Source organism: Bowmanella sp. JS7-9 (assembly GCF_004329715.1).
In the GTDB taxonomy this organism is placed as follows: Bacteria; Pseudomonadota; Gammaproteobacteria; order Enterobacterales; family Alteromonadaceae; genus Pseudobowmanella; species Pseudobowmanella zhangzhouensis.
Genome location: NZ_JXSY01000011.1, coordinates 49,254 through 69,607 on the forward strand (window position 1 = coordinate 49,254; position 20,354 = coordinate 69,607).

Annotated in this window: 15 protein-coding genes; 5 read left to right on the top strand and 10 right to left on the bottom strand. The window is 44.2% G+C overall.

What is annotated here, in order from left to right; genetic code table 11:
* The first annotated feature begins 131 nt into the window (after nt 1-131).
* Both TK45_RS05670 and TK45_RS05675 read left to right on the top strand, forming a co-directional pair.
* Nucleotides 132-998 carry a YicC/YloC family endoribonuclease gene (locus tag TK45_RS05670; protein WP_131257673.1) on the top strand — a complete coding sequence of 289 codons (867 nt, stop codon included), beginning with the start codon at nt 132-134 and terminating at the stop codon, nt 996-998.
* Nucleotides 999-1,616: 618 nt separating this feature from the next.
* On the top strand, nt 1,617-4,625 hold the full coding sequence (locus TK45_RS05675) for a TonB-dependent receptor (RefSeq protein WP_165490713.1): 3,009 nt from the start codon (nt 1,617-1,619) through the stop codon (nt 4,623-4,625).
* Nucleotides 4,626-4,815: 190 nt separating this feature from the next.
* Here TK45_RS05675 and TK45_RS05680 read toward each other — a convergent pair whose 3' ends face one another.
* Entirely contained in the window at nt 4,816-5,586 is a 771-nt protein-coding gene (locus tag TK45_RS05680; RefSeq protein ID WP_131257675.1) for an ABC transporter substrate-binding protein, read from the bottom strand.
* A gap of 182 nt (nt 5,587-5,768) precedes the next feature.
* Between TK45_RS05680 and TK45_RS05685 the strand changes: the two genes are divergently transcribed.
* Nucleotides 5,769-7,355, top strand: a complete 1,587-nt coding sequence (locus tag TK45_RS05685; protein ID WP_131257676.1) for a serine hydrolase — start codon at nt 5,769-5,771, stop codon at nt 7,353-7,355.
* A gap of 100 nt (nt 7,356-7,455) precedes the next feature.
* Here TK45_RS05685 and TK45_RS05690 read toward each other — a convergent pair whose 3' ends face one another.
* The 3 genes from TK45_RS05690 to TK45_RS05700 form a co-directional block, all read right to left on the bottom strand.
* Complete coding sequence (locus TK45_RS05690; RefSeq protein WP_131257677.1) at nt 7,456-8,130, bottom strand: type 1 glutamine amidotransferase domain-containing protein; 675 nt, start codon at nt 8,128-8,130, stop codon at nt 7,456-7,458.
* 61 nt (nt 8,131-8,191) lie between these two features.
* On the bottom strand, nt 8,192-8,884 hold the full coding sequence (yjjG, locus tag TK45_RS05695; protein ID WP_131257678.1) for a pyrimidine 5'-nucleotidase: 693 nt from the start codon (nt 8,882-8,884) through the stop codon (nt 8,192-8,194).
* Between the two features lie 8 nt (nt 8,885-8,892).
* Nucleotides 8,893-9,699, bottom strand: coding sequence for an alpha/beta hydrolase (locus tag TK45_RS05700; protein WP_131257679.1), 807 nt, complete (start codon nt 9,697-9,699; stop codon nt 8,893-8,895).
* Nucleotides 9,700-9,846: 147 nt separating this feature from the next.
* On the opposite strand from TK45_RS05700, the gene TK45_RS05705 reads away from it, so the two are divergent.
* Nucleotides 9,847-10,536 (top strand): choice-of-anchor H family protein, encoded by a 690-nt coding sequence (locus tag TK45_RS05705; RefSeq protein ID WP_131257680.1) that lies wholly within the window; start codon nt 9,847-9,849, stop codon nt 10,534-10,536.
* A 127-nt stretch (nt 10,537-10,663) separates the two neighbouring features.
* Here the strand turns inward: TK45_RS05705 and TK45_RS05710 are convergent, their stop codons facing one another.
* A complete protein-coding gene (locus tag TK45_RS05710) occupies nt 10,664-11,053 on the bottom strand; it encodes a DUF3718 domain-containing protein (RefSeq protein WP_131257681.1) in 390 nt (129 codons plus the stop codon).
* A 174-nt stretch (nt 11,054-11,227) separates the two neighbouring features.
* Here TK45_RS05710 and TK45_RS05715 point away from each other — a divergent pair, with 174 nt between their 5' ends.
* Nucleotides 11,228-12,409 (top strand): NAD(P)/FAD-dependent oxidoreductase, encoded by a 1,182-nt coding sequence (locus tag TK45_RS05715; RefSeq protein WP_131257682.1) that lies wholly within the window; start codon nt 11,228-11,230, stop codon nt 12,407-12,409.
* A gap of 129 nt (nt 12,410-12,538) precedes the next feature.
* Here the strand turns inward: TK45_RS05715 and TK45_RS05720 are convergent, their stop codons facing one another.
* From TK45_RS05720 to TK45_RS05740, 5 genes are read right to left on the bottom strand one after another with little or no spacing between them, the layout of a single operon-like run.
* Entirely contained in the window at nt 12,539-14,065 is a 1,527-nt protein-coding gene (locus TK45_RS05720) for a DndE family protein (RefSeq protein ID WP_131257683.1), read from the bottom strand.
* Nucleotides 14,065-16,059 (bottom strand): DNA sulfur modification protein DndD, encoded by a 1,995-nt coding sequence (gene dndD / locus TK45_RS05725; protein ID WP_131257684.1) that lies wholly within the window; start codon nt 16,057-16,059, stop codon nt 14,065-14,067. Before dndD ends, TK45_RS05720 begins: the two co-directional genes overlap by 1 nt.
* Nucleotides 16,056-16,244, bottom strand: coding sequence for a DNA modification system-associated small protein (locus tag TK45_RS05730; protein ID WP_045611013.1), 189 nt, complete (start codon nt 16,242-16,244; stop codon nt 16,056-16,058). The genes dndD and TK45_RS05730 overlap by 4 nt, the downstream gene beginning before the upstream one ends.
* On the bottom strand, nt 16,244-17,626 hold the full coding sequence (locus tag TK45_RS05735; RefSeq protein WP_131257685.1) for a restriction endonuclease subunit S: 1,383 nt from the start codon (nt 17,624-17,626) through the stop codon (nt 16,244-16,246). The genes TK45_RS05730 and TK45_RS05735 overlap by 1 nt, the downstream gene beginning before the upstream one ends.
* Nucleotides 17,626-20,352 (bottom strand): N-6 DNA methylase, encoded by a 2,727-nt coding sequence (locus tag TK45_RS05740; protein WP_131257686.1) that lies wholly within the window; start codon nt 20,350-20,352, stop codon nt 17,626-17,628. The genes TK45_RS05735 and TK45_RS05740 overlap by 1 nt, the downstream gene beginning before the upstream one ends.
* Nucleotides 20,353-20,354: the final 2 nt, after the last annotated feature.

Genomic DNA, 20,354 nt, shown 5'->3' on the forward strand with positions numbered 1-20,354 from the left:
CGATGCATGCTTAAAAAGCTAACTATATGAATTGAAATAATTTTTCAGTAAATTGATGTGCATAATCAATGCTCAACAGCGGTTGGCTAACTTGCTATACTGGCGGGCGTAACAATTAACAGGAACAGGATATGGCGATTTACAGCATGACGGCGTTTGCCCGTCGCGAACATAAGGCCCAGTGGGGAACAGCAGTTTGGGAAATCCGCTCTGTAAATCAACGTTTTCTGGAAACTTACTTCCGTCTGCCCGAGCAATTTCGTGGTTTAGAGCCGGTATTACGTGAACGCTTCCGCAACGCACTGCAACGGGGCAAAGTCGAATGCTCGTTGCGCTTTAATGCCAATGACGCTGCGGTGGGTAAGCTCAACCTGAATGAAGATCTCGCCAAGCAATTGCTGCATGCTGCCGATTGGGTGCAATCACATGGTCAGTCCACAGGCGTTAACCCGGTTGATATTCTGCGTTGGCCCGGTGTCATTAGTGCTGAAGAAGCCGACATGGATAGCATTCAGGCAGAAATGCTTAGCGCGCTGGATGCCTGTTTACAGGACTTTATCGCCGCCCGTGCTGCAGAAGGTGCCAACCTTAAAGCATTGATTGAACAGCGTTTAGATGGCATCGAAGTGGAAGTGGCTAAAGTAAAAGAGCATATGCCCGCAGTGATGCAGTGGCAGCGCGAACGCATTCAAAGTCGTTTCGAAGAAGCAAAAGTGGAACTTGATCCTGGCCGTATTGAACAGGAAATGATTCTGTTGGCGCAGCGTGTCGATGTGGCAGAAGAGCTGGATCGCTTAACCAGTCACATTGGCGAAACCCGCAAAATTCTGAAAAAAGGCGGAGCCTGCGGTCGTCGTTTGGATTTCATGATGCAGGAGTTCAATCGCGAGTCGAATACCTTGGGTTCCAAATCCATTAACGCCGACATCACACAGTCAGCGGTAGAACTCAAAGTACTGATCGAGCAAATGCGCGAGCAAATTCAGAATATTGAGTAGAAAATATTTCGGACTCACAAAGTCTCACCAAGTCTTATTGGGTGTGGGACTTTGTGAGATTTTATTGATGTCATAGCGTCTTATAAAACCCCATATCTTCTCACTCATTTGGTACTCACCTGGTACCAGCTCATTACCCTCATCATTCGCTTCTACCTGAGAAAAACATAGGGTTGAGCGAAGCCAACAGTTAAGAAATTGCGTCATGCTGGTACGTCTATCGATGGTATGTCGGATGCAAATGGACGCGTTTTCAATATTGCTGAGAATGGCAACGCGTATTTTTAGCTAAGGCGAACGTCAATCGGATTTTTTGCGCAAACAGGGTAGTTATTCGGCCGCGGCTTTCTTAGTTGTTGCCGCTCATTCGTGGCGCGTTTTCGCTCTTTATGGCGCCGCTTAATTTCGGCTTAGGCATCTGTCAAAACCTCGTGTTGAATTGACACTGTGCTCAGCTTTGAGATGACGGGGTAATTAGTGTCGATGAATTGGAATAAAAAATTCTTTACTTAGCCTAATACTATGATAGGTTATTTTTTAGCCGTACATTGCTTAATATAAAAACACGATACTCAGACAACAATAACCCGGAGATCAGCTATGGCCTTCAACAAGAGAATGAAAACAAAAACGAGCGGTAAAGCGAGGAAGTTAAGCTCGCTTTCTGCTTTGACGCTGGCAGGACTTCTAGTCGGAACGAATGCATGGGCCCAACAAGTAGGTGAGATTGTAGGTAAGGTGATGGGTAATGACGGCTCACCACTTGCCGGCGTGTCTATCGAGGTTAAAGGTGATGTATTGCCAAAAGCCCGCACCGTGACATCTAAATCAAACGGTAACTACCGATTACAATTATTACCGCCGGGTAACTATGAAGTAACGTTTACCTCGCCTAGTGGTGAAAAGAGAACTATCAGTATTGCTGTTCTGCTGGACCAAAAAACGCCACTTAACATTCAATTAGGCTCTGCTGAAACTGAAAAAGTCGTGGTATATGGTCAGGCTTTGACCACATCTACTAACTCAGCACTGGGTAACTCTCTTAGTGCCGATAAGTTAGCTGCATTGCCAACCGCGGTTGAATATAGCTCGTTGATTCGCTTAATGCCGGGGGTTCAGGTTACGTCTGATAGTGTTCGTGGGCCAAGTGCTGGTGCCAGTGGTCAGGATAATGGTTACAAATTTGATGGTGCAAACCTGTCTGTGCCATTGTTTGGTATTTTGGCTTCTTCCCCATCTACTCACGATGTTGCCCATGTTTCCGTTGAGCGTGGTGGCGCCAGAGCCGTTGGTTTCAACCGAAATGCCGGTGTGACTCTGAATACCGAAAGTAAATCAGGTACCGATGAGTTTAAAGGTGATGTGACGTATCGCCTGCAAAAAGGCTCATGGCAAGCAGACGATGAAGATGGCCTGAGTACCGAAGATGACATTGCTTACATTACAGTAGGCGCCGGTGGTCCACTGATTGAAGATCAGCTGTATTTCTACGGTTCGTACTACACGCGCAATGACTCTAAAGAAAGCGGTACAAACGCGCGCGGCTCGGTACCTGACATTACTAACGAACGTGAAGAATATTTCGGTAAGTTTACCTGGACGCCAACCGAAGACATCCTGATAAACGCAAGCTATCGTAATTCAGAAGTTACCACCACTAACCAGGGTATCTTCGAAAACAATACGGTTTCTACCGCATACGACGGCGTTAACGATTTTAAAGTACTGGTATTTGATGGGTCGTGGATCATTAATGACAGTACGACTTTGAACGTTTCTTATGCCGATACCAAGCAGTCTACGGGCTCGTTCCCGATTACCAATTTAGGGTTTAGCGGTCAGTCTGGTGGAACCTTGAACGTAGCAGACTTGGCATCCCAGGGTTACTTTGTTGTGCCGTCTCTTGAAACCAGAACAGGTGCTGATGCTACCGAACAAGCACTGATCGACGCTTACAATGCCGGTGCGGCGCCGCTTATTGCAGCCTATGGTATCAATGGTGAAGCGCTGGGTGCAGTTGGTGCTAATTCGACAATCAACGACAACGCCTATTTAAGCAATAACTTTGAAATCTCGCTGAATCACGTCATTGAAACTGACAACATGACCCATGAACTGTATTTTGGCTTTCAGGCTGAAGAAGGTTCAGAAGAGCTTTATCGTATCTCCAATGGTTGGGGAACGATTTCTTATTGGGGCGGCATAGATCAGGACGCGGGTGGTATTGTTGCACCGGGCACTGAATCTGCGCCTGTTGGCACGGTTTATCGAGCGACGGTTCAAACGCGCGGCTTCAGCGCTGGCGGTCTGACTGGCCCACTGGTGTCAAAGTCGAAGTCAAAAAATATTGCGTTTAACGATACGATTTATTGGCAAGACTGGATTTTTGATCTTGGCTTCTTAATCAGTCAAGACGAGATTATTGGCCAGGGCTTACGCAAAGCCGACACCAGCTCTGGTTGGGAAGAGGCGCGCGGTGAATCCTATGTGATGAAAAAAGTGGGCTTCGGTGAGACATTCCAGCCTCGCTTAACCGCTACCTGGGAATACAGCGAAAATGCGTCTGCGTTTGCAAGCTTTGCAAGATATAACCCAGCGGTAAGTTCACTTGCTCGCGCAGCCTCGTGGGATCGTAATACCGGTGGTAGTACTACCTGGGTTTATTTTGATGAAAGCGGCAACTATCTTGATTCCGAAACCAACATTTCTTCTACTGGTAAGCTGTTTGCAGATGACCTGAATCCAAGAACCATTCAGGAGATTATGGTTGGTCACCAAATGGCGCTGGACGAATCATGGACCATTCGTAACCACCTACGCTATCGTCGTAGCTGGAATTATTGGGAAGATACCAACAACGACTCTCGCATCGTTTATGATGCAGACTACTATCAGGGCGCGTATGCCGGGTTTGCAGATTTATATCCTGACCTGGTTGCTGCAGCCAATGCGGGAGCGTTTGACTCACCCGATCCAAAAGAGCTGTACATTCCGCTTAACAACTTGGTTGGCCAGCGTACCTATGTTATCGCGCAGATGGATGGTGCCTTCACTAAGTATCTGGAAGCAAGTCTGGAAGTTGACTACAAATCTGATAAGTTCTTCTCAACGACCTCATTGGTATGGAGTCATTACTACGGTAACTTCGACCAGGACAACTCCACACGTTTCAATAATGACCAAGGGACATTCATTGGTTCGTCGAACATTGGAGACTCCTCTTACGGCCAATTGTGGGGTAGCTTAACTTCAGGCGATCTGCGCGCAGACCGCACCTGGCAGTTAAAGAGCTTCGGTGCTTACGAGCTGCCATGGAATGCATCATTGGGTTATCTGGCGTACTACCAATCTGGTCACACCTGGGAGCATCAGTGGGCGAGTACCCAGTATCTGGAGCCTCGTGGTAGCCGCAGAACACCAAGCCATATGCAATTGGACTTGAACTACACCCAAAACATCGATATTTCAGAGGGTTATGCTTTGAAACTGCGTTTGGACGTATTCAACGTATTTGATAAGCAAACAGGTTACAACCCTGAGCCACGCTATAACAGTTCGGCTTTGGGTGAATACCGTAGCCATGAAAATCCGCGTCGCGTTCAAGCGACCGTATCGTTCAGCTTCTAAAGACTGAAAGTAACTGATAAGGGCCCCGCACTGCGGGGCCTTTTTATGTCTGCTTAACTGCAACTGTTACAGAGCTAGCGACCTATCCTTCAAGGTTAGCTGTCATGGCAGTGGGTTATCCTCTGAGTTTAACGCTATGGCTTTGGTGAGGATTCTGTGGCAGTGGTGCGCGCCACTTTGCGAATTGGCCTTAATAATTGTTTTTAACCGCGTAACTGTCCAGCACGGCTTGCCATCGTTGCCGGAAATCTTCTGATTGCAGTCTTGTATCGATATATTCAGCGAGTTCTTTGTTTTCTGGCATGATAAGGATGCGGCGGGCAAAGCTGTCATGAGGTTTGGTTGACACATGCAGTAAGTTAAATTCGGGATGCTCGTGTGTTCGCAGGTAATCAAAGGTGGAGCGGCTGACAATGCCAATGTCGGCTCGTTCGCGCAAAATTAGTTGCAATACCTCGTGCTCACCTATTGTGTCTATGCGCTGCATATTGTTGTTGCGAACTAAACTCTCCACATGGTGGTAGTAGAACCCGCGAACACCCGCCAATATGTGCCCTTGGAGTGATTCGTCATCTACGTATTCGAAATGGTTTTTCGGTAGAGAAATAAATTCATCACGATCATGGAAAAAGGCTGGTGACCAGTGGTATTTGTTTTCGTTTAGATCGCCAAACCATGTTGGATTAACACCAATAATAATCCCGTCCAGCTTTTTACTTTCCAACATACGCTCTATCCGTTTGCGCGGTACAAACACGGTATAAAATTCAATTTTTCCCGGTGTGGATAACACCGTAGACAGATCAAAATACAGGCCTTTTTCAGCAGTGATATCAAGAATGAAAGGAGGTTTAAGATGATATGCATAAGCAGGTACAAGTTGCACAGATTGCGACCGCACGACAGACGCACTCGCTAATGTGAGAAAAAGTATTAATACGCTTGGTAACGTTAGTCGCATAGTTGCTATTCACATTGTTGTTTCATTTACAGCCTAGCACAGGGATTGCCGCACTCACGAGATGCCAATTGATATTGACTGATAATCCAGCGTGCAGTCTTAAAATCTCCGAATTGCTTGTAATCCTTTTCCAAAACCTTCTTAATAATCAATGAATTAAATAATTGGAAAGGAAAGAAGGCGTGAGATCCTCCTTTTTATTGAGCAAGGTGATGCTGATCATTGCCATAGTGAGCGGTGGAATGGCATCTGCCGCTGCGCAGCAGGAAAACAACAAGGATCCAGAAAGGCTAGCTCAACGCGCTCAGCAAGCGTTGCAACAGGGGGATCAAATCAACGCCCAGCGCCTTTACCAGAATGCACTCGATCTGGCGGAAGGCAATGTCTGCCAGTGGTGCAATGGGGTAAGACAAGGCCTGACTGTTATGCTGGCGAATCACCTGTTTGAGGCGATGAATTCTCATCACTATTCCCAGATCCGTGCATTTACCGCCGCCACACTCGCCGAGCCCACGCTGCAAAGGATTGGCTTGGAGATGTATGCTGGTTATCTGGCGGCAGAAAGTCACTTTCACGGTAGCTTTGATTTATTGTCTGCCAGTGTCCTGGAGGTGAATGAGGGGGTTGTCGCGGCGGAGGTGTACGTTCAATCTGCAAATACGCAAATGCCCTATCGTATTGAACTTTCGTATACCGACTCGTTTCCACAAAAAATTACCCGTATTCGCATCCGCGCCCACACGGATGACAGTCAGTTCAAGGTTAAACCCACAGTAACCGAGGCGATGGCGCAATTAGCTGCCTATGTCGATTTTCTTGCAGCCAATGATGTGTTCTCCGGCTCAGTATTGATTGCACAAGGCGATGAGGTTTTGCTGCGAAAGGCTGTAGGCATGGCATCCAAGCGTTTTAATGTGCCGGTTAATCTGGATACCCGTTTCAATCTGGGTTCGATGAATAAGATGTTCACCAGTGTGGCGATTTTACAACTGGTGGAATCCTGCAAGCTCAAACTAACGGATAAACTCATCGATATATTGCCGCTTAAGCGTCAGGACACCTTGCTGGCTCAGGTGGAAATTCAGCATTTGTTATCACATACCTCTGGCGTTGGAGCGCTTAATTGCCCGGTTGGCGACGACTCAGTCAGCGCAGATAAATCGTTGTGCCTTAATTCATTGGCTGACATTGAGCTCAATTTCACCCCTGGCACGCAATACCGCTACAGCAATGAGGGAATGTATATTCTTGGTCTGGTGCTGGAGCAGTTGACGGGCCAGTCTTACTATCAGGTGGTAAGGGATAATGTCTTTGCGAAAGCCGGTATGAACCTGACTGAGAGTCTGGATCTGCAGTTTCCGGTAGAAAATGCCGCAATTGGTTATTCATTTGATGGATTACATGATCAGTGGCGCAATAATCTGTTTATTCATGATAAAAAAGGCGGGCCCGCCGGTGGCGGATACTCTACCGTGTCAGATCTTTTCCGCTTTTCCAGGGCCCTGCAGCAGTATCAATTATTGGGTAAGTCATTAACGCAATTGGCGATGACGCCTAAAACGGAATTTGGCGCGCAAAATTATGGTTTCGGCTTTATCGTATGGGATCGCAAGGGCAAACCTGTCGTCGGGCATAACGGCTCATTCCCTGGCGTCAGTAGTCAGATGGAGATGTATCAGGATACGGAATACACATTGATTGTGCTGTCTAACCACAGTTTCGGTGCCGATCCTGTATTGGCTAAGGCCAGGCAACTGCTTGGTTTATAACGAGAATCAGATGCCGCGCCAGCGTTTGTCAGCAACTGAAAAGGTTAAAAATAAAAAGCAGGCTGAAGCCTGCTTTTTTAATCACATAATTTAATGGTGGCTAGCGCAGCTTAGCTAACAAGTCTTTCGCGACGGCTTCAGAAGATCCGGGATTCTGGCCGGTTATGACCAAGCCATCCACAATCGACAGGGAACCCCAATCGTCGGTTTTTTGATAAGTCGCACCGCGGGCTTTGAGTTCATCTTCCAGCAAGTAGGGCACAATGTCGGTCAGACCTACGGCATCTTCCTCACTGTTACTAAAGCCGGTAACGGTTTTGCCCTTGAGCAAATGCTCGCCATTGATTTGAACGTTTAACAACACGGCAGGCGCGTGGCATACCGCGGCGACGGGTTTCATCTGGCCGATAAAACCCTGAATCAGTTCTATAGAGTATGGGTGCGTCGCTAAATCCCATAACGGACCATGACCGCCAGGATAGAAAATCGCATCGAAATCACTGGCGCGCACATCTTTTAGCTTGTAGGTGTTGGCTAATTTTTCCTGGGCCTGTTTATCACTTTTGAAGCGACGTGTGGCATCAGTCTGGGCGCTTTCGTCGTCGCTTTTTGGGTCAAGCGGCGGCTGACCGCCATCCGGTGAAGCCAGCGTAATCGTCGCGCCGGCGTCGTGTAATACGTAATAGGGGGCGGCAAACTCCTCGAGCCAGAACCCTGTTTTTTCACCGGTATCACCCAGCTTATCGTGTGAGGTTAGCACCATCAGTACTTTCACATTACGCTCCTGTTTCTGTGACAAAGGTGACAGTGTAGTACTGATTCTTTTACTTATCGGATCAACGAGTCAGGTGTGCAAGCAACTGACTATGACAGTTCACCTGCAAATGCGGAGTGATTTCTGCCGGTGCCGAATGGCCAGCGGGATTGTACCAACAAGTGTGCATGCCGGCGTTAAGCCCACCCAACACATCGGAATGCGGATTGTCGCCCACCATCAATACGGTGTCAGGTTTGTTGTGCTGCATCTTATGCATGGCATGCTCAAAAATACCTCTCGCGGGTTTTGCCATGCCTACCTGCTCCGAGATCACCAGTACATCAAAGTGTTCCGCCAGGCCTGTGCGCTCGAGCCGAATTTGCTGCAACCGAGTAAAGCCATTGGTGATAATGCCAAGTTTTACCCTACCTCGCAGGCTGTTGAGTAATTCTGTGGCATAAGGCAAGGGTGTACACACATCTGCCATGGCATCGAGGAATCCATCATTGAGCGCTTTTGCCTGAACGCCGAGTTTTGCTGCCCACGGCTCAAAACGGGTTATCTGCAGGGTTTCTGCATCAATTTCACCGTTTTGATAGGCGGTCCATAATGGCAGGTTAGCTTGTTGATAGTCAGCAAAATCCTGTTTATTAAAGGTAACGCCAAACTGACTAAAAAGACGTTGCAAGCCGGCAAACGCATCAAAGTGGAATAAGGTTTCATCGGCATCGAATAACACCCAGTCCAGAGTGGAGACGTGAATTTCGGACATAAAATAACTTACTTTGAACTACTTAACGGGAATAGCGTACGCAGCGCATCCAGCGCTGCCGGATGATATATGGTGCCATGATTTTCATCAGGATAGGCAATGAAATCCACGCTAAGGCGCTCGTGACTATGAAGCTGGCTGGCCAGCGCCTGGGTTGATTCCAGGTTGCTCACTTTGTTGCCTGCTGCCAGATAGAGGCGTTTGGCTGGCCCCTGATACCTTGGCCATTGCTTAATCATGGCCTGGCTTACGGCCTGATTATTCCACCATAAACTGGGATCGATGGCGATGTAAGTGTCAAACAGATCCGGTTCGAGCAGCAGGGTTTCGGTCACAAATAGCCCGGCCAATGACTCACCCATAATGGCGGTTTCACCTGTAGTGCGGTAGCGCTGATTGATCACAGGCATTAATTCATCGCGGATAAACTGACGAAATTTTGCCGAACCACCGACAACCGGCGCGATTTCTTTGTCTTCCGCAACCTCAGTGGGGCCAGTCAGGTCCCGACGGCGCTGGGTATTTTCAATGCCCACCAGAATATGCGGGCGCATGGTGCCATTCAGTGAACCGATTTGTACTAATCCGGCAATGTGCAGAAAGTCTTCGCCAATGCCGCCATCTGGCATATACAGCACGGGTAAATTGGGCTGTTGCTCATCTTGGTAAGCGGCTGGCAGATACACATTGATGGTTCTGCGTTCGCTCAACACCTTTGACTCTAGAGTAAAGGTGTCACCGATTTGTAGCGGTGTGACGTCTGCCTGTGCCAAGGTGCTTATGAGGAGAAGGATAAGTGTGAGCGGTCTTGTCATTTTAATAATCCCTTAGTAACGAGGTGCCAGCCTGACATTGAAAGCGGCCAGTGTCCACTTAGCTGAATATACACTCAGATCCCGTTCAGAAAAGGTTCATGCAGATTTGCCAACACTGTGACAAACAAAGTGAGTTGGAGAATCACCGTGAAACGAGCCCTTATATTACTTAGCTTAATACCTACCCTGGCGATGGCGACCACAACGGATAAGAACTGGCAGGCCACTTCAGTGCAAACTCAGGCAGGTCAGGCGCAAAGCGCCGTGTTGAAAAGCAGTCGCATCGGTCAGTCGCAGGGCAGCATGATCCAGCAACAAGGTGCGAAAAAACTCAGTGCCCGGGGGGCTGTACAGCAACATGATGTATGGGTTTATGATGCGTTTGTTTCCCTGTACCGGGATCACGATTACGATGGCTATTACTCAGGCATTACCCTTGAATTCGATGTAGATACCTCGGCGTATCACAGTGATGTGTATGCGCGGATTTATCTGGGTGTCGATGATGAATTTTACGAATACTACACCACCAGTATTTTTTCCATCGATGGCGAAAGCAGTGACGACAGCCTGATAGTAGAAACTGAACTAGTGCAGGGTTTTTATCCGGACGATTATGAAGTATTGATCGAAATATATGACGCATACTCAAATGCGCTGGTGGCGGTGTACGACGGTTACGATGATGCGGATCTGGTGTACCTGCCGCTGGAAAGCAAAGACTATGACCGTCCGCAAACTTCACAGGTAACGGTCACCACTGAATACGGCGGCAGTATGGCGTGGTTATTGGGGCTATTGTTGCCGGTAATGTGGCTCAAACGTCGCAAAGGTTAAACAAAAAAGCACCCAACTGGGTGCTTTTTTATAGGGTGGGCGTACTCATCCTTCGCCAAGAGGCGTCGTATGGCTTGGGACAAACAGCGCCCAAAACGGTTCAGCGAATCTTGCCTGTTACAGAACATTAATTCAGCCTCGCTATCAGCTCCTGCCCAATTTCACTGCCAATATGGCCATTTGCCTCAGCCCACTGTTGAATGGTGAGTCCGTCGGCTTCAGGTTTGGATAAGTCACTTTTGCTCATCTGTTTGACCATAAAGGCGCCGACATCGTTTGCGCCGTTTTCCATCGCCCAGCGGATCAGGCTTTTGCCATCACAGGCCACGCCGTCGTAGACGTCACCTAATCGGAAGCGGTATTCATCCTTGATTTTTTTCAATTTTTTACGGATTTCACCCTTATCGTTATTTTTGACGATGGTGCATATATTTTGTAAGTCTTCGTTGATATCGGCCACAGCAGCGTGGGAGATAACTAGCGCACAGCTCAGCACAGCAGTAGATAAGATTCTCATTGCGACGCCTCTTTCGAAATGAAGTGAAACACACTCAATAAAAATAGACCCAGTTAGCAAAAACAGCGTGTCAGATTTAACAACTAAGTATGAATTTACATATCTGAACTGGCGCGGAGATTTATCCGCTTGGCTAGCGTAGAATAGCGTTGGTTCTTTTGGGTGGTGAGTATTGTGCAAAAAACAGATGTGGTCGTTATTGGCGCGGGTGCTGCGGGCTTGTTTTGTGCTGCTGAGGCTGCACGGCGTGGCCGAAAAGTCGTGGTGATGGATCACGCCAAACGTATTGGCGGTAAAATCCTGATGTCCGGTGGAGGACGCTGCAACTTCACTAATATGTATGCCAGCCATGAAAACTACCTGTCGGCTAATCCTCATTACTGTAAATCCGCCCTAAGCCGTTATACCCAATGGGACTTTATCTCGTTAGTAGCGGCCAATGGCATTGCCTATCATGAAAAGACGCTTGGCCAGCTTTTTTGTGACGATTCCGCCAAACAAATCGTCGATTTATTGCTGGATGAGTGTAAGCGCGCAGGCGCTCAAATCATCGCCCGCTGCGAGATTCAGCAGGTTGAGAAAGACACATCTGGCTTTCGTCTGGAAACGTCGCAAGGCAGTTGGCAGTGCGAATCGCTGGTGGTTGCTACCGGTGGATTATCTATGCCAAAACTGGGCGCCAGCCCATTTGGCTATAAGCTCGCCGAACAATTTGGCTTAAGTGTGTTACCCACCCGTGCGGGATTAGTACCGTTTACCCTACATGAAGAAGACAAACAGGTGCTGGCGGAACTGAGCGGTATCGCAGTGGACTGCACTGCCAGTAATGACGAAGCCAGTTTTAAAGAGGCGCTGTTATTTACCCATCGGGGATTAAGCGGCCCAGCGGTATTACAAATCAGCTCATATTGGCAGCCTGGCCAGGCGGTGCACTTTGATTTGTCGCCTAATCTGTCGTTGCATGATTTTTTGCAACAGGCGCAGCAAGCACAACCCGATGCACAACTTTCAACCATATTGAGTCAGCACTATCCTAAGCGCCTTATACAAATTGCGCTGCCTTACTTTGGGCTGACGAATAAACCGATGAAACAGTATCAGGGCAAACAGTTACAACAGGTAGCCGAGGCATTCAATGATTGGGCGGTGAAACCAAATGGCACCGAAGGCTATCGCACCGCCGAAGTCACCCTCGGCGGCGTTAATACCGACCATCTCAGTTCGAAAACCATGATGAGCAAGGACGTAGAGGGCTTATTCTTTATCGGTGAAGTGGTCGACGTCACAGGTTGGCTGGGAGGATATAACTTCCAGTGGGCCTGGAGCAGTGGCTGGGTGGCCGGTCAAAACTGCTAGGGTGATTTGAGATAATTAAAACGAAGACTGTTTAAATTGAAGCGAAGACTATCTCACTACCAAGTTGTAACTAAAAAGGCTTAACCTATTGAAAGTTAAGCCTTAAATATTGTCTTCTTTTTTGTGTAATCAATAACTTTTATAGAATGCCTCGGCTTCGAATTTCATAAACTCAGCAGATTTTTCGCTACTTCTTGAGATTACCTGAAAAGGTTCCAACCTCGCGATTTCTGTTTGTAAATCTTTGGCAGTTTTATTTGTACAACCAAGAATATCCTGAACAGAACTCGTCGAAACCCCTTCACACTGGAAAATATACGCAAATTCAAGAAGTTCCTGGAAGTTGAAAAACTTCTGTTGATAGTCATTAGGCGACTGACTAGCAAAAAATACAACAATCCCTTTTGAACGACCTTCACGAATTATCCTTTCAAGGAATATATTCTTTTGACCTAGATAATTGTGTGCCTCATCGATGACCAGAATTGTTCGAATGGTTCTTCTTCCTGACTGCACAGGGCTATCCGGAAGAGACGCCATTTCCTTATAAAGTCGTTCGATTATTAAATAACCAACCAGCTCTTTAAGTACGGGCATCGCATGAACATCTACTAAAAACGAACGGTTTGATACCTTCTCAATCGGCGCAATGTCACTGCCATGTCCCCAGAATAGGTTGAAGTCTGAAAGGTCTCTTAGCACTTCAATTAGACTGTCGTCTTTCTTCCCTTCCTCTTCGTACATCTCCTGAACAATGTTCAAAACATCTCGAAAATCAGGGAACGGTAATGGCATATCTGAACGTTTAGCATACGCTGCTCGAATAGCTTCGGTTAGTGCACCCTTCTGCACAACACCAAGCTTTGAATTAATCGAAGCAAAACTTTCAGCTTTTTCCCGAGCTGAAATATTTATAGTTTGTTCATCATACGAAGGCAGTACAAATGGATTTATAGGTAATGTTTGATTTCCTTGCAATAGTCGGTATGGGGTCACTTTTGCGACATCTAAGAATTTTTGGTTATCAACAACATCACCTTTGTAATCAAAGAAGATAAAGTTAGTTTGGTAGTTTGATTGCGTCCTAATATCCGCAAGGATTTTCAATAAAAATTGGGTTTTGCCGACACCAGGCTTACCCATAATTGCTAAATGCGAATTTGCATGCTTTGCTGTGTTGTTAAGCTCAAGTAGCTGGTCTTTCTTGTCTAAGATAGTCTTTCCAATAAAGATATCCAAACCAGTCCCTTTAACTTCTTTACGGCCTGAGAACTGCACCATATCAGTAATTTTCTTCAAGAAAATCTCAGCATCTTTGTTTGAGTCATCAAACATAGCTGTCAAATGTTTGCTACCGTTATCAATGTGATCTTTTATTAGTGACTTATTCGAATAAAACTCATCTTCGGAAAGTTCTTTAATACCATGAACAAAACTGAGTACGGTTTTAAAAAAAAGCTCATCAGAGCCAATAAAAGTTGGTCTTTTTATTTCAGGACCAGAAAAGTCAGTACTCCTAGGTACATTCTTACCGTCTACTGCAATGGAGACAGAAAATGCAATTCTGGCTAAAACATATTTTTCAAGCTTAGTTTCGAAGCGAAGACCACTGAGAATCTCATCAGATAGAACCGACGTATATAATCTATCAGCCATTATTTTTCCTCCCAGAAGTAGCCGGTTTTAAGAGTTGTGAGCTCTTGTTGGTGATTAAAAACTAAACTAGCAGCGCCACTAAGATGGCTTTCTAGTACTTTAAAGTAGTTTTCATCAATCTCCGTATCTGTGGAAAGAATAATGACTTGATCACCTGCATTCGGAAAATAATTTCTAATAATATTGTCGCGATGCGTACTGTCCAGACGAGATAAAGGTGTATCAATGATAATTGGCAAATTTAGCTGACTTGTTTGAGAAAGTCCCCAAAGCAAAGACAATGCAAATACTTCCTTTTCCCCGGCGGACAAGCCTGACTTCTTAATTTCATGGCCATTTCGATCTGAAATTTTAACTTCATAGCTCTTCTCATCTATAGTGATATCTTTAATTAAACCACTTTTTGATGAGAGCAACTTGTACATCTCAAAGGTCTTTTCTTGAAGTAGATGAACTTTGCTTTTCCGCATTCTCACAATAAACTGGTTGAGCAATCCTGCAATTGCATCACACTCATTGATAAAATCGCTTTTCTCTTTCGATACATTATGCTTTTCGTAAAGCTTTTCGATTTCAAATTCAATTTCACGAACTTTCTTCTCTAAAGAAAGAATATCTTCTTCAAGGATCCGAAGTTGCTCAGTTTTACGTCCAATCTGAGTTGCACAGCTCTCCATTTCTTCTTGGAGTTGGCCGAAAAGCTCTTGCTCACTTTCAGTTGCACTGCCGCTATTAAGCGAAGATTCAATCTTTTTAAGTTCAACCTCCAGTTCCTGTTTTTCTTCGACCAGAGGCTTAATCAAAAAGACATCACTATTCTCAAGCTCTTCAATTTTTTGAAGAATCCTCGCAGCATCGCGATCCGAAAGATTAAGTAGTTTATCAGTAGCTGCTTGAGCATCACCCTCACGTAAAAGGTTGAAAATCCGCTTCTCAAGTTCAACCATTTTCTCATCTGATAATCTTTCGTTGTAAATTGGCTCAGGCTCTTCTACAACTCTGACAATCTTTTTAGCTAATTCCTCTGCGTGTTCTTTAATCGCCTCACCCTGGAGTGATTCTCTTTCATTTTCAATTTGTTGACGGATCCCATCAAAAAAACCACCTAACAAACTAAAAGGTAAACTTTTCTCACACAGTCCACGGATTTCATTTTCTAACTGTCCTAACCTGTTAGAGGTTTGAATCCGTCTTTTCTCTGCTTCACGAATAGCATCTCTGCTTTCAGGATCGCGGTTAAAAGTAGCTTGAAAACGCTTTTTAGCTTCATCGTACTGTTCCTTAAAAGCAGTCAAATCTTCTTTTATTTCATCACGTTCTCGGTTAAGTCGAGTATATTTAGCCTGCTCTTTTTTGAGTTCACTTTCTTTAAATGTCAAATCTTCGTCAGATATCTCAACGAACCCTTTGCGCTCTTCTTGCTTTAAATAAAGTAAATCGCTGGAAAGCTGGTTGATATTCTGAATACCAAGTGCCGCTTCTAGTGATGACTTTAACCTTACTTCTGAGTGGTCGTCCGCCGCAATTTCTTGAATTTTTTCACCGTCAAAAAAGAAAAACTGCGTGATACCTGGGGGAACAGTTGCTCTTATAAAATCTTGCCACATCTGCTGATTTTGAACTGACACTCGTTTCCCATCTTTAACGACGACCAAACGTTCATTCAGATCTTTAGCCTTCGGGCTTTCGATTACACCAGAACTCCATGAACGTTTTACAATCAGCTCACTACCATCATCCAGTTCAGCGGTTAATTCAAAACTAACTGCCGCATTTCCTTTGGCTATTTCTTTACGGTTAATTGCACGGAAAATTTCATCTGCTTTACCACCATAAAGACAGTAGTTGATACTCTCCATGATGGATGTTTTACCGGCCCCGTTCATACCGCCTATTAAGAAAATCGACTTCCCATTTTCACTGTCTGGAAAATGAATCTCGGTAGGAAACTGAAATGACTTATAATTCTCGATTGAAAGCTTTCTGAACTTCATGCTTTTGACTCCTCGATCGAAGAGCTATTCACAATTTCACGTAAAGCATCGTATATTCCCGTCCGCCGCTCTTTAAACTCAAAATCCCTTTCTGTATCTAATAGCTTTATGACTTTATCAAAGCTGACACGGTGCTGAGAGCAAAGTTCAGCAAGCAACTTTTTATCATCATCATTCAATTTCATTAGACTGCTCCCTCAATCAGTTCTTCCACCATTCTTTTCGCTTGGTCAAGTAGTTGCTCAGATTCCTTTTTGGCAATTTTTGACTGATTAACCAAATCAGAAAGCTCAGCCATTTTATCTTCTGTTAAGATCGGAATTTTTAAAGCGGCAATATCCTTGGGTTTCCAATGCACAATAAGTGCACCAGAGCAATCTCTGTCTATCTGGAACTGACAAATCGGAGAATTAATTACTAAAGCCAAGTATTCAGATGGTAACGACTCATCCTTTTTCGAGAGCTTCATAATTCCACCGGAGATAATTCCATCTACAGGCTCATCAACTACATAACAAACACCAACAGTCCCATCTTTGGTTAAAAGAATATCTCCAATTTTAGGCTGATAACTTACCAAGCTATTGAAAAGTGTCTCTGAGATGTATTTATCACTATTCCCAGTAACAACACCCGTTTTCTTTACATTACTAACTCGAACAAAAAGTTTTCCGCTGCTTGTATATGCAGGACTGCCAACCTCAATCCCCTTTTGAAAATCAACTAATTCTCGGAGAGGTTTAGACTGAATCATACTCAGATGATTTGCCTGCTGTTTGAAATGGACTTGAAAATAGTCAGAATCAATCCTGCCGCCGCTAACGACTTCACTAAAACTAGTTTCGTAGCTTTTAGGCCTGTCCAATACCAATTTATCTAGCCCAAGTTCTTTTATTAGTGCTGATTTGGCACTATCGTATAATTGTTTTGATAGATTTTTTTTCTCAAATGAACTTTTAACTAATTGACTTATAAGATCATGTATTTCTTTATTTGGAATTGGAATCAACACACTCCTAACAGCATCCTTTGCGATGGTAAGCGGAACCGTTCCAGTAACATGTTTTTCAATGCTTTTTTTTCCGTAAAATGATTGAAAGTATGCATACAAAAAAAACGTTGAAATTTCTTTACTTGTTCTGATGAGAAATAAATTCATACCGAGGGATACAGGCCTATTTAGCTCAGGCATTAAATATACCTTACCTGCACTCCCAATTTTATTAATTAGAATTTCACCACCAAAAACCTTCGACTTACTTAGATATTCATACGCATGCTCAGAAATATATTTAACACCTTCTGAGAACTGCTCTTCTTCTAAATCAGCAGTCCTAACCATATAAGCAAAGTCTGGATTATCAAGCAGAGAAACATGACTTTTCAACGTCTCATAACTACCGTTTGCGTGATAATCAGTTAATGTTGCAATAAAGCTACCTAACTTTTCAAAGTTTCCTGACTTTATTTTTCTATCAACATTTAAATATTCCGGTTTAAAGAAATCGGCATCAAATCTTCTAACCTCTGCTAGACTAGATACATTAATTTCACTCCAAACTGCCATTACTTAACCTCCCAGAAGTCAAACTTATGCTTTTGAGCAAATCTGACAAATGCCTCAGCAATGCATAGCTGCTCTTCAGGAATAGAAATAACATCGTTTAGATCACTTGCACTCAGATCAAAGTTAACAAGATCTTGGTTTATTACTGGCTGGCCATCTTCAAATTCAATAAGATTGCCGTCATCATCCGTAAGGTAGTCATAATCACCCGAATTATTTTTTCCGCCTCGTTCAGAGACTGCCATGAAGATAGGATAATCTAACTTTTTCGCGACTTCCGCATCAATCCAACGCTCTTTAAGCGTTCCGAGCAATTCATCATCGTTAAGTAGCAGTTCCAGCTTACCTTTGTTAGTCAATTTTTTAAGCTCAAATTCAGCCTCTGGAATAGCGTTTTCAAGAGACCTAATTGCAGCCTTAATTTTCTTGCTTTTCTCTTTTTGGCTGTCTTTTAGTGCTTTTTTATCAGCTTTTAATTTATCTTTAAGTGGTTTTAGTTCAGCATTTAAATCTTTCTTAGTGCCAGACCAGTTTGCCGAAATCACATCAATTTCTTGTTGAACTGTCATCTCTAACGCTTCAACATCTGAATCAAGATTTTCGAGCTTTTGCTTTTCACCAAGCAGCTCGCGACGTAAGTCTGAAATCTTGTCTTCTGCTTGTGCAATTAGATCCTCTAAATCTTTGGGTGTTTCATCATCGGCATCTGTAGATTCCACTTCCTCATCAGCTACTTCATTCTCTATTTCACCAAATGCTTCAAACAGCAATTCTGCAATTTCTTCAGGGATGTTTTCTTCCTGAATGTCTACTTCTGAATCAAAAGTAGTTAACAATGTTTGAATCTGCGCTTCATAGTCAGGGCACGCTGCCGCAACCTGTTGTTTGATGTTTTGAATATCAGAAAGTTGAGAATCAGTATATTTTTGTATAAAGAGAACCGATGTTTTTGTACCAGTATGTGGTTTAAAACTATTAGGATGTAGCCCGACTACAGCCAAAAGTCGCGCTTTTCGTAAAATCCATTCACGAATAAAAGCAAGGGAAGAGTTATTAAACTTGCCTTGTGGTAACACAATGGCTGCTCGTCCGCCAGGTTTCAAGAACTTAAGAATTCGCTCAATGAACAGAACATCACGCTCTTCTTTAGCAGCTTTATCTTTTGCACGTTTTAGTGCTGGCTTGCCAAGTTCATACTGTACTAAGGTTTTTTTATCTTTTATCTCGCCTGCAAATGGTGGATTAGCGAGAATAATATCGAACTTTAGCTCGTCAAAATACTTCCAGGCTAAGTCATCGTCTTTGATGACATTTGCTTCATCTTCTTTAGCAATTTTATTTTTAATTAGCTTAGAAGATATGAGTTTCTGCATCAGATGCTGACCAGAGCTGGTTTCATACCAACTTCTTGGCTCTAGACTACTTACGTCAGGTCCAAATATATTCGTGTGTCCATCGCCTGCAATAAGCATCAAAGCGCGAGAAGTTTTAGCTGCGCGTTCCTCAAAATCAATTCCCCACAAATACTTACCTGCATACCTGTGTTTTCTGAGTTCCCTGTCATCGGCACTAGTAGCTGGGTAGCACCATTCCATTGCATGTAGTAAGAAACCGGCTGAACCACATGACGGATCCATCACATATTCGGTTCGTTTCGGATTAAGCATACGCACACACATCTCAATGACATGACGAGGTGTGAAAAACTGGCCTTTTTTCTTTTTCGCTTCTGATGGAAGTAAATATTCAAATGCGTCATCCATTATGCGAAGGTTTGAGCCCATCAAACGTACCCCTTCAATAGGACCAACGCAAACTTGTAAATGCCGTTTTGTTAGCTCTATATCTTCATTTTCTTTGAATATACCTGGCCACTCCTCACAGGCTTTCCGAAACAATTTATTTATGCGGTCGTAGGTAATTTCTGGATCTAAAGCTTTGTGGAACTCAACCTCTTGATTGGGCCTATTTTCTTCAGCTTCTTTCTCATCCCATATTTTTGCAAAGATAAGTTTAAAAATTTCATTGAATTCATCTTTGCCACTGTCAGCTAATACTAGTTCTTCAAGATCCTGGACAATTTTTTTGAAGTTGAAACTTCGCTTTAGATGCGCGAGGGTGCGCTTTGCTTCCAGCACATCTTTTGGCTCCTGGCCACGTTTCGGTAGATCTGTTAATGTATCGTCAAAATTTGCCGGGTAAGGTCGAAATAAAATAATAGAATCACTACCATTGGACCATACGCCAACAGGCGATCCTTCTGCGTTAAGGTAGCTTTTAAGTTGTTCGATACCATCCTTACGTTTAGGTTTCTTTACTTCGATTATTATTTTTGGCGTTTGTTTAGTAGCGTCCGTATATACGACGATATCGGCAGCTTTAGTATTCACTTCAGTGCCAAAATGTACGCTTTTTTCTAATTCAAGCTCTTCTGGCTTATATTCATAATGGTTAAGCAGCTTATAGACCCACAATTGACGAACTATCTCTTCTGGGTTTGACTTACCTGTTTCATCGAATACTTGTACTTCTTCTTTTCCTGATGAGAAAGGGACAAAGCTTTTCATGAAATATTTTGTTTTGCCTGCATCACGGCCTGTAGAAGCAGTTTTAGGATAAATTTCGATTATTTGGTGCAAAGGCTTACCAAGATTATCAAACTCTATAAGCTCATATTTTGTTGTTGGATCCTTAAAGATCTTATCCATTATTTCTTTTGTAATCATTA